The 14,585-nt window shown below is 68.3% G+C and carries 15 protein-coding genes; 11 read left to right on the top strand and 4 right to left on the bottom strand.

Going from position 1 to position 14,585, the window contains the following annotated elements; genetic code table 11:
* Positions 1-70: 70 nt before the first annotated feature.
* From F572_RS15435 to F572_RS0111755, 5 genes are all read left to right on the top strand, one after another.
* The gene (locus F572_RS15435) at positions 71-343 is read left to right on the top strand and encodes a BrnT family toxin (RefSeq protein ID WP_081602054.1); all 273 of its coding nucleotides are present in this window, start codon (positions 71-73) and stop codon (positions 341-343) included.
* Positions 344-368: 25 nt separating this feature from the next.
* Positions 369-578: a type II toxin-antitoxin system BrnA family antitoxin gene (gene brnA / locus F572_RS0111775; RefSeq protein ID WP_017943013.1), complete on the top strand. Its 210-nt coding sequence runs from the start codon at positions 369-371 to the stop codon at positions 576-578.
* Positions 579-782: 204 nt separating this feature from the next.
* Positions 783-1,262 (top strand): hydrogenase maturation protease, encoded by a 480-nt coding sequence (locus F572_RS0111770; protein WP_017943014.1) that lies wholly within the window; start codon positions 783-785, stop codon positions 1,260-1,262.
* A gap of 478 nt (positions 1,263-1,740) precedes the next feature.
* Positions 1,741-2,849, top strand: a protein-coding gene (locus F572_RS0111760; protein WP_155983927.1) for an IS3 family transposase whose coding sequence is annotated in 2 segments (ribosomal slippage) — positions 1,741-1,993 and positions 1,993-2,849 — 1,110 coding nt in all. Because the reading frame shifts where the segments join, the coding sequence is not laid out codon by codon here.
* Positions 2,850-2,919: 70 nt separating this feature from the next.
* The gene (locus F572_RS0111755; RefSeq protein WP_017943016.1) at positions 2,920-4,689 is read left to right on the top strand and encodes a bifunctional diguanylate cyclase/phosphodiesterase; all 1,770 of its coding nucleotides are present in this window, start codon (positions 2,920-2,922) and stop codon (positions 4,687-4,689) included.
* Positions 4,690-4,788: 99 nt separating this feature from the next.
* Here F572_RS0111755 and F572_RS0111750 read toward each other — a convergent pair whose 3' ends face one another.
* A complete protein-coding gene (locus tag F572_RS0111750) occupies positions 4,789-5,691 on the bottom strand; it encodes a DMT family transporter (RefSeq protein WP_017943017.1) in 903 nt (300 codons plus the stop codon).
* 310 nt (positions 5,692-6,001) lie between these two features.
* Here F572_RS0111750 and F572_RS0111745 point away from each other — a divergent pair, with 310 nt between their 5' ends.
* Positions 6,002-7,135, top strand: a complete 1,134-nt coding sequence (locus tag F572_RS0111745) for an acyl-CoA desaturase (protein ID WP_017943018.1) — start codon at positions 6,002-6,004, stop codon at positions 7,133-7,135.
* A 55-nt stretch (positions 7,136-7,190) separates the two neighbouring features.
* Here F572_RS0111745 and F572_RS0111740 read toward each other — a convergent pair whose 3' ends face one another.
* The 3 genes from F572_RS0111740 to F572_RS0111730 all read right to left on the bottom strand — a co-directional run bounded on the left by F572_RS0111740 (position 7,191) and on the right by F572_RS0111730 (position 9,232).
* Complete coding sequence (locus F572_RS0111740; protein ID WP_017943019.1) at positions 7,191-7,790, bottom strand: hypothetical protein; 600 nt, start codon at positions 7,788-7,790, stop codon at positions 7,191-7,193.
* Between the two features lie 92 nt (positions 7,791-7,882).
* Positions 7,883-8,197, bottom strand: coding sequence for a hypothetical protein (locus F572_RS0111735; protein WP_017943020.1), 315 nt, complete (start codon positions 8,195-8,197; stop codon positions 7,883-7,885).
* Positions 8,198-8,290: 93 nt separating this feature from the next.
* Entirely contained in the window at positions 8,291-9,232 is a 942-nt protein-coding gene (locus F572_RS0111730; RefSeq protein ID WP_017943021.1) for a manganese-dependent inorganic pyrophosphatase, read from the bottom strand.
* Between the two features lie 316 nt (positions 9,233-9,548).
* Here F572_RS0111730 and F572_RS0111725 point away from each other — a divergent pair, with 316 nt between their 5' ends.
* Genes F572_RS0111725 through hypE form a run of 5 tightly spaced genes read left to right on the top strand, consistent with a single transcriptional unit; the run spans position 9,549 to position 14,463 of the window.
* Positions 9,549-9,809: a hydrogenase maturation nickel metallochaperone HypA gene (locus tag F572_RS0111725; protein ID WP_017943022.1), complete on the top strand. Its 261-nt coding sequence runs from the start codon at positions 9,549-9,551 to the stop codon at positions 9,807-9,809.
* Positions 9,806-12,118 carry a carbamoyltransferase HypF gene (gene hypF / locus F572_RS0111720; protein WP_026143156.1) on the top strand — a complete coding sequence of 771 codons (2,313 nt, stop codon included), beginning with the start codon at positions 9,806-9,808 and terminating at the stop codon, positions 12,116-12,118. Before F572_RS0111725 ends, hypF begins: the two co-directional genes overlap by 4 nt.
* 4 nt (positions 12,119-12,122) lie before the next feature.
* Positions 12,123-12,377 (top strand): HypC/HybG/HupF family hydrogenase formation chaperone, encoded by a 255-nt coding sequence (locus F572_RS0111715; protein ID WP_017943024.1) that lies wholly within the window; start codon positions 12,123-12,125, stop codon positions 12,375-12,377.
* Positions 12,374-13,462, top strand: coding sequence for a hydrogenase formation protein HypD (gene hypD / locus F572_RS0111710; protein WP_017943025.1), 1,089 nt, complete (start codon positions 12,374-12,376; stop codon positions 13,460-13,462). The genes F572_RS0111715 and hypD overlap by 4 nt, the downstream gene beginning before the upstream one ends.
* Positions 13,459-14,463 (top strand): hydrogenase expression/formation protein HypE, encoded by a 1,005-nt coding sequence (hypE, locus tag F572_RS0111705; RefSeq protein ID WP_017943026.1) that lies wholly within the window; start codon positions 13,459-13,461, stop codon positions 14,461-14,463. The genes hypD and hypE overlap by 4 nt, the downstream gene beginning before the upstream one ends.
* Positions 14,464-14,585 lie beyond the last annotated feature (122 nt).

The following is a 14,585-nucleotide window of genomic DNA, read 5'->3' as shown; positions in this document are numbered from 1 at the left end:
AGACGGGACGCTTGATTCTGCGCGAGCCAAGATCGTCGTTCTGTTAGAGTAAAGGTATAATTTCTATACCATTCATTCATTCGAGTTCGACGAACGGAAGAGTCGATCGAATCTGGAGAAACACGGCATCGACTTCGTGACCGCCCAGGCCCTCTGGCGGGACCCCGATCTGCTCGAGGTCCCCGGCCGCACGGAGGACGAACCCCGCTTTCTGGTAATCGGTCGCATCGAAAGAAGGCTCTGGACCGCCGTTGTCACTCACCGAGAGGCCTGCGTCCGTATCATTTCGGTACGCAGGTCGCGCAAAGAAGAGGTTGCGCTGTATGAAAGCGAAGACATTTGACGAGCGCTTTGACAGCGGAGAAGAGATGACCGATGTCCTGGACCTGTCCAGGGCCCAACGCCCGCTGCGCAAACAACGGCGGGTGAACGTGGACTTCCCGGACTGGATGGTCGAGTCGCTGGACCGAGAAGCCAGCCGACTGGGTGTCACCCGCCAATCCATCATCAAGATCTGGCTGGCGGAGCGGCTGGAAACGACCACTGCCGCCCGGAAAAGCGAGGGCACGCCCCGTTAGCCACCGCCAGGTATCGACCGGGAGCGCTCCGTGGCACGACCATCCGGACAGAACCCTCAGGAACAACGGCTGTCTGCGGCCTCCGAGACCGACGCGTGGCACTCGGATCTGAGCGACGAACGCCGCGAAGAAATTGTCCAGGCGGCACGAAACACCCCCATAGCCCCGGAACGCACGCAAAAGGCAATGGCTACGGCTCCCACCATGCCAATCACCGGCAAAGCGCCGTTGGTGATCGGCATCGGCAACCCCTGGCGCGGCGACGACGGCATCGGGCACGCCGTGGTGGACGCGCTGGCCGACACCCCGGGCCTCGCCACCGCCAAGAGCCACGGCGAGCCTGCCGAACTCATGGAGCTGTGGCAGGGACATGATCCGGTGATCCTCGTCGACGCGATCGTCACCGGCGCCGCCCCCGGCACCCTGCACCGCCTGGACGCCCGCGAGCCGCTGCCGCGCGGTGCCCGCTACTCCTCCCACGGTATCGGCCTCGCCGAGGCCGTCGAACTCGCCCGCTCCCTGGGCGAGCTCCCGGCGACCCTCATCGTCCACGGCATCGAACCCGCGTGTCTCGAAGACGGCGCCGATCTCTCGCGCGAGATCCGCGACAGCCTTGCCCGGGTCGTCAACCGAATCACGGGCGATCTCGCCGAGGCGGTATCCGGATCCCGCCGCACTCCCTGAATCGGTTCAGCCCAACGCCAGAATGCGCCCCCTTTCGCAGCCCCGCAGGCGTTACGGGAAAGGGCGCACACTTGTTGTTCGCCCATCCGGATCGGTGAGCAACAAGCGGATTTAATGTTAACGCGATACCGGCAACACCCGTTGACGTTGATTTTCGGACCTTTCTTGAACACAAGCGGGATCGGACGACTGGGTAACCCCGAAACCTCCAGCCGAAAGGTCCCGGGGTCATACCTGGCCTTTTTGCCACTGCCGAGGTCTCGCAAGCGGAAGGCAGGCCCCATGGGCGGAGGTATTCGGGCCCGGGTACGGCTCCCACGGGTCACCTGTAGCGGATATTGGACAAGGGTCGCCGTTGAATCCACTCTGCTATAACCAAAATGAGTTGATGTGCTTTGATGCGCGTGTCGCCTTCCCGTAAATTCGGTCCATTGAAAACTGGAGGTCTCCGGGCACACTAGAGCCAAAGGAGGCCGAGATGCGCAAGAGTCGGTTTACGGAAAGCCAGATTGTTCAGACGCTGAAGCAGGTCGAAGGCGGCCGGAAGGTGAAGGACGTGTGTCGGGAGATCGGGGTCTCTGAAGCGACCTACTACCAGTGGAAGTCGAAATACGGCGGCATGGAGGCAGCCGACGTCCGACGGTTGAAGGAGCTGGAGGACGAGAACAACCGGCTCAAACGGATGTATGCCGAGCTGGCCCTGGAGAACACGGCCCTGAAGGACGTGATCACAAAAAAGCTCTGAGCCCGGACGAGAAGCGCCGTGTGGTCACTGCGTTGACGCAGGACCACGGGCTGAGTCAGCGCCGGGCCTGTCAGGCGGCAGGGGTTGCGCGGTCGGTGGTGCGGTATCGCAAGCAACCGGACCGGGACGATGCGGTGATCGCGCTTCTGCAGGAGCTGGTGGAGCGCTATCCGGAGCGGGGCTTTGGCAAGCTGTTCAAGCTGATCCGGCGTCGGGGCATGCCCTGGAACCACAAGCGGGTCTGGCGCGTGTACTGCGCCCTGAAGCTGAACCTGCGGCGCAAGGGCAAGCGCCGTTTGCCACCACGGGAGCCACGGCCCCTGGCGTCGACCGAAGCCCCGAACGTGGGATGGTCAGCGGACTTCATGTCGGATGCGCTATGGGACGGACGGCGCTTCCGCACCTTCAACGTCGTGGATGACTTCAACCGGGAAGCGCTGGCCGTGGAGATCGATCTGAACCTGCCCGCACCCCGTGTGATCCGGGTGCTGGAGCGTATTGCCGCCTGGCGGGGCTATCCGCAGCAGCTCCGGCTGGACAATGGCCCCGAGTTCGTCTCGGCCGCGATCTCCGACTGGGCCGAACAGCGCGGCGTGGAACTGAGCTTCATCCAGCCGGGCAAACCGATGCAGAACGGCTTCATCGAACGGTTCAACGGCAGCTACCGCCGTGGGGTCCTGGATCTCTACGTCTTCCGAACGCTGACCGAAGTCCGGGAACACACCGAGCAGTGGCTGCAGGACTACAACGAAACCATCCCTCACGAGTCGCTGGGGGACCTGACGCCGGTCGAATACCGGCAGCTACACCACCCGGAAACCTCTAGTTATGCGTGGACCTAATCCGGGGAAGTGGACACGCGCGGGCGCATCGGCCCCCTTGTGCGACCGTCGTTACCTTGAGGGAGAACGAATGGAATCCGGTGACAAACCCAGCATCCTGGAAGCGATCATTGGGCAGACCGACTATGCGGTGGTCATCACCACCGCCGAGCTGCACCCGCCTGGACCGGCCTTCGTCTACGTCAATGATGCCTTCGAACGCATCACGGGCTATACGCGCGAAGAGGTCCTCGGCGCCACACCCCGCATCCTGCAGGGGGAGGCGACCGAACGTTCGGTTCTGGAGCGGCTCAAGGCGAACTTGCGCGCCGGCGATTCCTTCGAGGGATGCACCTGGAATTACCGCAAGGACGGCTCGCCCTACCAGGTCGAGTGGACCATCACGCCCTTGCGCCTGGAAGATGAAGGGATCGAGTATTTCTTTTCTGTCCAGCGGGAGGTCTCGGAAAGGCACCCGCCCCAGGATAGCCTGGCCACCCATACCCGGCGATTGAGCGCCTTCCTGAACGCGGCCGGAACCACCCACGATCCAATCACCGGCGCCCTGAACCACCGGGGCATGCTGTTACGGCTCCAGCGCCTCATGGCCGAGCCGAACGTCGACGAGACGACCGTCGCACATTCTGTGACGGGGGTCGTGTCATTGCGCTTCAGGCGCCTGGACCGCGTCGATCAGGCCTTCGGCATCGAGGCGCTCAACCAGCTGTTGAACGATATCGGCGAGCGCCTCGGTAACCGGCTCGAGGCCAATGAATCCCTTGCGCGCTCCCACGAGCACACCTTCGCGGCCCTCATCCCGGTGGGTACCGACGAGGCCGACGACGCGGATCGCCACCTGATGGCACGGGCCCATGCGCTGGTCGCCGCCGTGACGGAAGCGGGCTTCGAGGTCGCCGGTGACACGCTCCAGGTCCAGATCTCCGCGGGGGTCGCCCGCGCGCCGCCTGACACCCGCGACGCACAGGAACTCGTCCTCCGCGCGGAGGAGGTCACGCAAGGCCGGGCCGACAGCGACACGGAGCTCGTTCGCTGGGCGGATCACACGATCAAACCGGCACAGCGCCAGCAGATCAAGTTCGAGAGCAAGCTGCAGCGTGCCGTCAGCGAGCGGGAACTGGTGCTGCACTACCAACCGATTGTGGATTTGGCCAGCGGGGAGATGGTGGGGGCCGAGGCCCTGGCACGCTGGCCTCAGCCTGACGGCCAGGCCCCCATCGGGCCAGATCAGTTCATCCCCCTGGCCGAAGAGCTGGGGCTGATGGGTCGTCTCGGTGCCCAGGTCTTCGAGGACGCCTGCCGCCAGCTGCATCGCTGGCAGGCGCACCCGGGCAACGTGGAATTCTGGGTGTCCGTCAACGTCGCCCCGGCCCAGTTCCGGGATCCGGACATCGCCGAGCACTTCAGGGCCATCGCGCGGGAAGTGGGCGTCTCGCCCGCGCACGTGAAACTGGAAATTACGGAGAGTGCGCTGGAACACGGCCTGGACGAGGTGATCCACGCCATCGACGCGCTCACGGCCGCGGGCTTTCCCCTCGCCCTGGACGACTTCGGCACGGGGTATTCGTCGCTAAGGCGGCTGATCGACATGCCGTTCAACATCATCAAGGTCGACCGGAGCTTTGTCTCGCAGACCCCGGATGGACGCGGGGCGGGCGTCGTGGCAAGCCTGTCGCAACTGAGCAGCCATCTCCACCTCCACGCCCTCGGCGAGGGCGTGGAAAACGCCGTGCACGAGGCCTTCCTGCGCGCAAATAACTACCGTTTCGCCCAGGGCTATTACTACGCAAAGCCCATGGCGGCGGCCGACTTCGCGACCTGGTCGGGATGGCCGACCGACTAAGCCACCTTTGGCGGCAATCGGACTCCAGCTCCCCGGGCCGCGCCGGGAATGCGGGGCCGCTTTCCGGGCCTTCACACCACCCGGGTACCAACGGGCGGCCTAGTCGGAATCGCGCTCCCGCTCGGGAATGGGCGGGGTGGCGCGGGACTTGACGCTCAGCGCGGTGACGGTGACGAGGATCAGGACCATGCCGATGATCTGCACGAGCGCCAGGCTTTCGTGCAGGATCACGACGCCGAACAGCGTGGCGGTGACCGGTTCGATCATCGCGACGATGGAGGCGACCGCAGGGGCCGTGGTCCGGAGCCCGTTGATGTAGAACGCGAACGAGAGCCCCGCCCCGAATACGCCCAGGGCCAGGAACAGCGGCCAGTCCGTGGTCGTCAGTACCGACACCATCTGGGTGTTGTCCCCCGGCAGCATCAGGAGCAGGACGAGCACGCCGAAGGCGATCGACAGCACCGCCTGCGGGCTGCCGTGCGCGCCGGCGTACTTGAAGCCGAAGATGAAGATGGCGTACGACAGGCCCGCCAGCAGGCCGGCCCCGGCGCCAATGAGGGTCACAGCGCCCGCGCCGGTATCGTAGATCTGGGTGAGCATCACGATGCCGACCATCACCAGCGCGATCGCCACCAGCTTGAGCGTGGTGGGGCTTTCCAGCTTCAGGACGAAGGAGACCAGGTAGACGAACACCGGGGCGGTGTACATCAGCGTGGCGGCGACGGCGACGCTGCCGTTGGCGATACTCACGAAATAGAACGCGAAGTTGCCCGCCACGCCCAGGCCGGCCACCGCGGACCAGAACCAGAGTTTGGGACTGCCGAGTCCGCTGCCGCCCGGCCGCCAGGCGAGCCAGGCCAGCACGAACACCAGGCCGATGGCGCCGCGGTAGAACGAGACGACGAAGGCATCCCAGCCCTCGGCCATCAGGATGCCGCCGATGCCGCCGGACAGCCCCCAGAAGAAGGCCGCCAGCACCACGAGTCCAACACCCAGGCCCATCAATCACTCCCTTTGATCGCTGCATGTAACGGGCCGTCGTCGGTGACTCGACGTGGCCAGAAATGGCGGGCAGTCGGCCACGGGACCGACCGGGCTCGACCTTCGAAACGAGCGTCACATCTTACAGGGAGGCCCGACACGGTTGGAAAGACCCGGCGCCGAGCGTCGGCTCCGGTGGAATCCACCGCATCCGACCGGTCGCTTGGGCCGACCTTCCGGCACAAGGGCATTTTTTGCGCGCGCGGCGGTCTCATACAGTATGGAATGGACGAGCACCCTGGCTCGCCCCGATCGTCAGCAGGTCTCCCCGATGTCCGAACGCTCCCCACCGATTGCCTGGACCCCGGCAGTTTTCTTCGTACTGACCAACCTGGCCGCAGTCACGCTGGTGCCGTGGTGGTGGCTCACCCAGGGCTTCAGCGGCGCGGCCTGGCTGTTCTTTGGCCTGTTCCTGGTGCTGAGCGGGCTGGGCATCACGGTCGGTTATCACCGGCTTTGGGCGCACCGCACGCTCAAGGCGCGCGGGCCCCTGCGCGTTCTGCTGGCGCTGAGTGGTGCCCTGGCGCTGCAGAACAGCATCTACAACTGGGGCGCGCGGCATCGTGTTCATCATCGCTACGTGGATGACGTGGACCGCGATCCGCATTCGATCAAGCGCGGTTTCTGGCACGCCCACATGGGCTGGATGCTGCGCAACTGGCCCACCAGCGAGCCCGACTATTCGCGCGTGAAGGACCTGGCGAAGGACCCGGTGGTGATGTGGCAGCACCGTCATTACTGGACACTCGCCTGGGGGCTGAACCTCGGCCTGCCGCTCCTGCTGGGCCTGGCGTTCGGGGACGTGATCGGCATGCTGCTCCTGGCCGGCGTCCTGCGCCTGGTGCTCAGCCACCACTTCACGTTCTTCATCAACTCCCTGGCGCACTGGTGGGGTCGGCGTCCCTACAGCGACGAGAACACCGCGGTGGACAACGGCCTGGTCGCCCTGCTCACCTGGGGCGAGGGGTATCACAACTTCCACCACGCCTTTCAGGCGGACTACCGCAACGGGGTGCGCTGGTGGCAGTACGACCCCTCGAAGTGGCTGATCAATCTTTTTGCCTGGACGGGACTGGTGTATGACCGGCGCTGGACGCCGCGCTTCAAGATCCTGCGCGCGCGGCTGCACACCGAGTTTCGCCGGCTGCTTAACGCCGACACGGCCGGAGCGATCCACGACAACTGGCGCGCGACCCTGGAGCGCGAGTACCAGCGCTTCCGTGAAACCGTGAACCAGTGGCAGGAGGTCCATGCGCGCAACCTGCGCGCCGGGCGCGAGGTCCTGAACGATCGCTGGCTGCGCACGGAACTGCACACCCAGTTCAATGAACTGGAGTATCGCCTCAAGATGCAGCGCCGCCGCTTGCGCGCCCTGTCGGCCTCTCGTCGCGCGGCGGCCGCCTGATCCGAAGGCGGTAGAGGCATCCGGAAAGCCCTCGCCGGGAACGCAAGCGAGGCGGTCAGAACCCGGCGCGTTCCCCGTCGCGCATTTCGACGGACTCGATCCAGTCGGCATCGGACCGGAGCGTGATCTCACGCCGGCCCTCATCGGCCGCACGCGCCTCGAAGGTGACGAGGATCGGGTTGCTGGAGTCGGCGGCTGGCAGCGCAATGCCGTTGGCGGCCAGATCCGCCAGCAGTGCTTCGGTGCCGGCGGTACCCGGCCCGCCACTGAACGCGGGCCGTACCGACTCGATGGCAACCGAGAACCGGCCCGGTTCGCGGTCCTCGATCAAGCCGCTGACATGCAGGGCCATGCTCACAGGCTCGCCGCGAAATTCCAGCGCGGGGCTGTCGAATTCGCTCATGTCGCGGGGTTCGGTCCGCAGCTGGAAGGCGATGGTGCTCAGGTCGAGTTCGGCCTCGGGAAAATGCAGTCCACCCAGCAGCGTGGCCTCGCCGCGCCATTCCATGCCGCGCATGCCGATGTCGCCGAGGTCAAAGGCTTGACCGGCGTCGGGAGCGGTCGAAGGGTTCTCGGTGGAGGCCTGTTGTTCATTACAGGCCGCCAGCAACAGCAGTGCGAGCGGGAGGGCCAGCGCCAAGCGAATGAATGTCATCCTTGATCTCCATATTTTCCGTGCGGGATACCGATAACGTACCACGGTCTGTCCGATAGGTGAGTCCGCCCCCTCCCTTGCACAAGACCAGCTCAGGAGCCCGCTTCCACCCTGGCCACAACGCGGTCGGCCACCTTGCCGCGGACCACGACCTCGTCGGCGCCCGCCTGGCGCGCGGCCTTGAGCATCGCCCCTTCCACGTGCGGACCAAAGGCCAGGATCGTTGCGTCCGGGCAGCGCTCGCGCCAGCTCGATACCGCTTCCACGCCACGGCTGCCGAGGTCGACCACCACCAGGTCGGGCTGCTCCGGCGCCTGACTGCTGGTAACCGATGCGCCGGCCGAACGCCAGCGCGACTCCAGCCGTACGCGGGTCATCAGGTCAGGCGTATCGAGATGGACGTGCATCGGCGCGACTCCACGCTGGGTGCTGGATGTTGATGTTGGACCCGGACGGCCGCACCTCCTACGGAGTGCGGGCTCGCAAGGGATCTTGTGGCGTCAAGCGGGAGCGTCCGCGTCCGAGAAAGCCCGGTCAAGCAGGGGGAGGAGCTGTTTCTTGCGCGACATGAAGCCGGGCATGTGGACCCGTCCATGGCGCAAGGGACCGACGCAGCGCTCGAAGCGCTCCAGCCCGTCCCCCTCAACCCACAGGTCGCTGGCACCGGCTGTCACGTCGGTCACCATCAGGATGATCTGCAACAACCCGGCGGACTCGCGCAGGGCGCGCATCGCCTCGCGGATCTCCTGCTCTCGGGTTGCCAGCACGCCGGCGTCCACGAGTTCGACCTGTCCGACGCCAACCCGCCCGGCGGCAAACTCGAACGCCTTGTAGTCTTCCCGGATCAGATCGTCCGCGCTGCGCTGCGCCGCCGAGTCGGCCTTGCGCTGGAGCATCTGCTCGCCGAACCCCGCGTCGACGCCCGCGAGCCCTTCCAGGCGCGCCGCCATGTTCCGATCCTTGTCGCTGGTCGTCGGCGAACGCAGGTTGACCGTGTCCGACCAGATGGCGGCGAGCAGCATGCCCGCCATTGCACGTGAAGGCTCAATCCCGTGAAGGTAGTACTGCTCGCCGACCAGGGTGGCGGTGGCGCCAACCGGTTCGCAGTGGAACACGATCGGGCCCGACGGGCGCAAGTCGCCGAGACGGTGGTGCTCCCATATCTCGAGAATGTTGGCGTGCTCAATGTTCGCCACCGCCTGCGCGCGTTCGTTGTGATCAACCAGGATCAGGTCCCGCCCGGTCGCATCCTCGAGGCATTCGGGCTCGGGTACACCAAAGTGCCGCAGAACGAAGGCCGTCTCGGCATTGAGCTCGCCCGCCCGGGCCGGCAAGACGTTGCCATGGCCAAGGCGCTGCTTCAGTTCGGCGAAGGCGATAGCCGAACAGACGCTATCCGTGTCCGGATTGCGATGCCCCACAACATATACCGTCGGTTCCACGACTTCTCCCGGGAGATACGCGGGTGGCATGGCCCTTCCAAAGGGAAGGGAACCCGAACGCAGCCGCTCGCGGGCACCCCGCTTGTCCCACCGAGTCTACCAAATGTGTATGCGCGGCTTGCCACCGAGGCCTGGCTTGTCCGGCAAGGATCGTCCTGCGCGGGCCGGAGTGGATGCGGTGAACCCGGTCCGGGCGGCGACCCGAACACGACGCGCTCCATCCCGTGGGGCATACCGCCCAGGACCCGGTTGTAGGCCGGGTCGAACTAAGGGAAGCTTGGAGCATTGCAGCTGGATGCCAACGACCGGGGGGCCCATGCACGAGTTTTCCCTGATGGCCGACCTGATGCGCAAGATCGAACAGGTAGCGGCCGACAACGGCGCCGAGCGGGTCACCCGGGTGCGGGTGTGGCTGGGGGCGTTGTCGCATATCACGCCGGAGCATTTCCGCGAGCACTTCGAGGACGGCACCCGCGGCACCCTCGCCGAGGGGGCTGAACTGGAAGTGGAGACCTCGGACGACGAGGCCGACCCCGAGGCCCAGCAGATCGTGCTGCGGAGCCTGGACGTGGCGTGAGCGACGCCGCCACACGCGGTGCACTTGTTGCTCGCTGGTGCCTCGTCGTCACCGGTCGGGTTCAGGGCGTGGGCTTCCGGCCGTTCGTCGCGGACCGGGCGCTTCGGCTCGGGATCAGCGGCTCGGTGGCCAACACGCCGGCCGGCGTGGTGATCGAGGCCGAGGGCTCGGAGGCAGCGCTGGTTACGCTGCGGGACGCACTGGAGCAGGAGGCCCCGCCGGCCGCACGGGTCGACGCGATCCGCGTGACGGCAACCCACCCCGTTGGCGAGATCGCCTTCCGCGTGGTGCAGGGCCCCGGCGAGGGCGGAGCGCCAGCCCTGGCGCCGGACCGCGCGCCCTGCCCCGACTGCCTTGCGGAGATCCGTGACCCGGCGGCGCGCCGCCACCGCTACCCGTTTACCGCCTGCACGGCCTGCGGGCCTCGCTGGAGTATCGCTTTGGGCCTGCCCTGGGACCGCGCGCGCACCACGCTGGCCGGGTTCCCGCTGTGTCCGGCCTGCAGGGCAGAATTCGCGGCCCCGGGGGACCGACGCTTTCACGCGGAGGCAATGGCCTGTCCGGACTGCGGACCACAGCTGACGCTGCGCGGACCGGACGGCGGCGAACGCGCCTCCGGCGATGCGGCCCTGCGTGCGGCGGTGGCCGCCCTCCGCGCGGGGCAGATCCTGGCGCTGAAGGGCCTGGGCGGATTTCAGCTCCTGGTGGATGCGACCGACTCGGATGCGGTGGCCCGCCTGCGCGCGCGCAAGCAGCGCCCGGAAAAGCCGCTGGCGGTGATGCTGCCCGGCGGCGACTGGCTGGAGCGTGTGGCCCGAATCACCGAGGCCGAACGGGCGCTGCTGGACTCGCCAGAGACACCGATCGTGCTGGTGGACCGCCGAGCCGTGGCCCCATTGGCCGAGGGCGTGGCGCCGGGATTCGCCCGGCTGGGGCTGATGCGGCCGGCAACCCCGCTGCATCACCTGCTGCTGGACGACTTCGGCGGCCCGCTGGTCTGCACCTCGGGCAACCGCAGCGGCGAGCCGCTTTGTGTCGATGCCCATGAGGCGGTGGCCCGGCTGGGGCGGATCGCGGATCGGATCCTGGACCACGACCGGCCGATCGCGCGGGCACTGGATGACTCCGTGTTCCAGATCGCGGCGGGCAAGCCCCAGTGCCTGCGCCTGGGCCGCGGGTACGCGCCGTTTCGGGTGCCTATGCCCGAGGCCGGTGCCATCACCCTGGCGCTGGGGGGGCACCTGAAGACCGCCCCGGCACTGGCGCTGGAGAACGAGATCGTAGTCGGCGCCCACGTGGGCGACCTGGACAGCGAGGCGTCCCTCCACCGGCTGGCCGGCGAGGCCCGGGCTCTGGGCGAGCTGTGCGGCGTGGACATCGCGCGGATCGCCAGCGACCGCCATCCCGACTACGCCTCCACGCCGCTGGCCGGGGACTGGGGGCTTCCGATCGTCGCCATCCAGCATCATCACGCCCACGCGGCGGCCTGCCTGGCCGAGCACGGGGTGGATGTACCCGCCCTGGCGCTGGTGTGGGACGGTATGGGGCTGGGCGACGACGGCACGACGCTATGGGGTGGGGAATGCCTGGCCATCGACGCAGATGGGGGCTTTCAGCGGCGCGGTCATCTACGACCCTTCCGCCTGCCCGGGGGCGAGGCCGCGATTCGCGAGCCCCGACGCGCCCTGCTGGGCCTGCTGTATGCCCACTTCAACGGCGACCCGGCCGCACTGGAGGCAAGCCCCGCGCGGGCCTTGTTCACCGGCGCGGAATGGCAACCACTGCTCGCGGCACTTGAGCGGGGGATCAACGCCCCCTGGACCTCCAGCGTCGGGCGACTGTTCGACGCGGTGGCGGCGCTCGGCGGCCTGCGAACCGGTGCCGGCTTCGAGGGACAGGCGGCCATGCTCGTGCAGCAGGCGGCGGAGGTCGCGGGATACGGACTCGGCACCGCCGGCATTGCGCTGGATACCGCAACGGCACCCTGGCAGGCCGACTGGGGCCCGCTGGTCGCGGCCCTGCTGGCGGACCATGTCGACGGCGCCGGGGCCAGCCGTATGGCCGTCCGCCTGCACGAGGCGCTGGCCGGGTTCGCGGTCGAGGCCGCCCGGGCCGGGTGCACGGAAACCGTGGCGCTGACCGGCGGATGCTTCCAGAATCGGTGGTTGCTGCAACAATGCGCGGACGCCCTGCAAACCGCGGGCTTCCGTCCGCTTTGGCCGCAGCGCATCCCGCCGAACGACGGCGGGCTGGCGCTGGGCCAGGCGGTGATCGCGCGCGGGGCCGCTATGCCCCCGAACGGAGACTGAGCCCATGTGCCTTGCCATCCCCGGTCGTATCGACAGCGTGGAAGGTGACGACCCGCTGTTCCGCCAGGCGCGCGTCGCGTTCGGTGGCGTCACCCGCACGGTCTCGCTGGCCTGCACCCCCGAGGCCGGGCCCGGCGACTACGTGCTGGTGCATGCCGGCATCGCGATCGCCACCCTCGACGAGGCGGCCGCCGAACGCACCCTGGCGGCGCTGCGCGAGATCCCGCGGCATGACCCGCCCGCCCCGGAGGGCTCGTGAAGCACCTCGACGAATATCGTGATCCGGCGCTGATCCTGCGCCAGGTCGAGGCGATCCGCGGTGCCTGCACCCGGCGCTGGACGCTGATGGAGGTCTGCGGCGGGCAGACCCACGCGATCCTGCGCCACGGGCTGGATGAACTGCTGTCGGACTCGGTCGAGCTGCTCCACGGGCCCGGCTGCCCGGTTTGCGTGACCCCGGCCGAGACCCTTGATCAGGCGGTACTGCTGACCCGCCGTCCGGAGGTGATGTTGTGCACCTTCGGCGACATGCTGCGCGTGCCCGGGGCGCTGGGCGACCTGAATGCGGCACGCGCGGCCGGGGGCGACGTGCGCGTGATCTACTCGCCGCTGGATGCTGTCGCACTGGCGCGGGAACACCCGAAGCGCGAGGTGGTGCTGCTGGCGGTGGGCTTCGAGACCACCGCCCCGGCCGCCGCCATCGCGGTGCTGCAGGCCGAGGCCCTGGGCCTGACCAACCTGTCGCTGCTGGTCTCGCACTCACTGGTGCCGCCCGCGATGGAGGCCCTGCTCACCGACCCGGACAGCCGCATCCAGGGCTTTCTGGCCGCCGGGCATGTCTGCACCGTGGAGGGCGCGGCCGCCTACCAGGCGATCGCCGAACGCTTCCACGTCCCGATCGTGGTGACCGGCTTCGAGCCGGTGGACCTGCTGGCCGGCATCCATGCCTGCGTGGAGCAGCTGGACCGCGGTGAGGCGCGGGTCGAGAACCGCTACGGCCGGGTGGCCCGCGACGACGGGAACGCGGCCGCGCAGGACGCCGTCTGGCGGGTCTTCCAACCGGTCGAGCGCGAGTGGCGCGGCATGGGCCGTCTGCCGGCCAGCGGCCTGGGCCTGCGCCCGGAGTACGCGCACTTCGACGCGCTGAAGCGTTTCGACCTGTCCGGCACCGCATCCGAAGGCGACAGCCCCTGCATCGCCGGCAAGGTGCTGCGCGGGCTGAGCCGACCCACCGACTGCCCGGCGTTCGGCCGCGAATGCACGCCGGACACCCCGCTGGGCGCACCGATGGTCTCCTCCGAGGGGGCCTGCGCGGCCTACCTCCACTACCGAGGCGAGACATGACCACCGAGGTCGTGCGGCTGGCGCATGGTGGCGGGGGCCGGTTGCAGGCCAAGCTGCTGGACGAGGTGATCCTGCCGGCACTGGGCGCCCGGGCCCTTGGCGCCCCCGATGCCGCCGTGCTCGACACCCCGGGCGGACGCCTGGCGATGACCACCGACAGCTTCGTGGTGCGCCCGCTGTTCTTCCCCGGTGGCGACATCGGCCGGCTGGCGGTGCACGGCACGGTCAACGATCTGGCGATGGCCGGGGCACATCCACTGTGGCTGACCCTGGGGCTGATCCTGGAGGAAGGACTGCCGCTGGACGACCTGCGGCGTGTCCTGGCCTCCGTGCGCGCGGCCGCCGACGAATGCGGCGTGCGGGTAGTCGCCGGCGACACCAAGGTAGTCGAGGCCGGGCATGGCGACGAGGTCTACATCAACACCAGCGGGGTGGGCGTGGTCCCGGACGGCATTTGCATCGACCCGGCGGCGGTCCGGCCCGGTGACGTGCTACTGGCCAGCGGCGATCTTGGGCGCCACGGCGTGGCCATCCTCGCCGCCCGCGAGCACCTGGGGCTGGAGCCGGCGATCCCCAGCGACAGCGCGTCGGTCGCCGCGGCCGTGGCCGCGCTGCTGGAAGCCGGCGTGCCCGTGCACGCGCTGCGCGACCCGACCCGCGGCGGCGCGGTCGCCGCCCTGCAGGAACTGGCTGACGCCTCCGGCTGCCGCCTGGTGCTGGACGACGCCGCGATCCCGGTGCGCGACGACGTGCGCGGGGCCTGCGAGATCCTCGGGCTGGACCCGCTGCATTCGGCCTGCGAGGGGCGCTTCCTGGCGGCCGTCCCGGCGGGTGACGGCGACCGGGCGCTGGCGGTCCTCCGGTCCGTTCCGGTGGCCACCGGGGCAGTCGCGATCGGCCGGGCCGAACCGGGCGAACCGGCCGTCATCCGGCGTCTCGCGACCGGCGTGGAACGCCGCGTGATCCTGCCGGCGGGCGAGCAGCTGCCGCGGATCTGCTGAGCTCTTCGTACGGGGCCGTTCCAGGGCAGCGGGAACCGCTCGGCGCCAGCGCCTTGCGACCCCGCCGCACGGGTGTCCCTGGAGATCGCCACGTCGCTTCGCGACTCGCGATGACGGAGTGG

The sequence above is a fragment of the Thioalkalivibrio sp. ALE14 genome (assembly GCF_000376845.1).
Taxonomy (GTDB): domain Bacteria; phylum Pseudomonadota; class Gammaproteobacteria; order Ectothiorhodospirales; family Ectothiorhodospiraceae; genus Thioalkalivibrio.
Note: the sequence above shows the minus strand (reverse complement) of the source record. Positions and strands in the feature narration are given on the sequence as shown.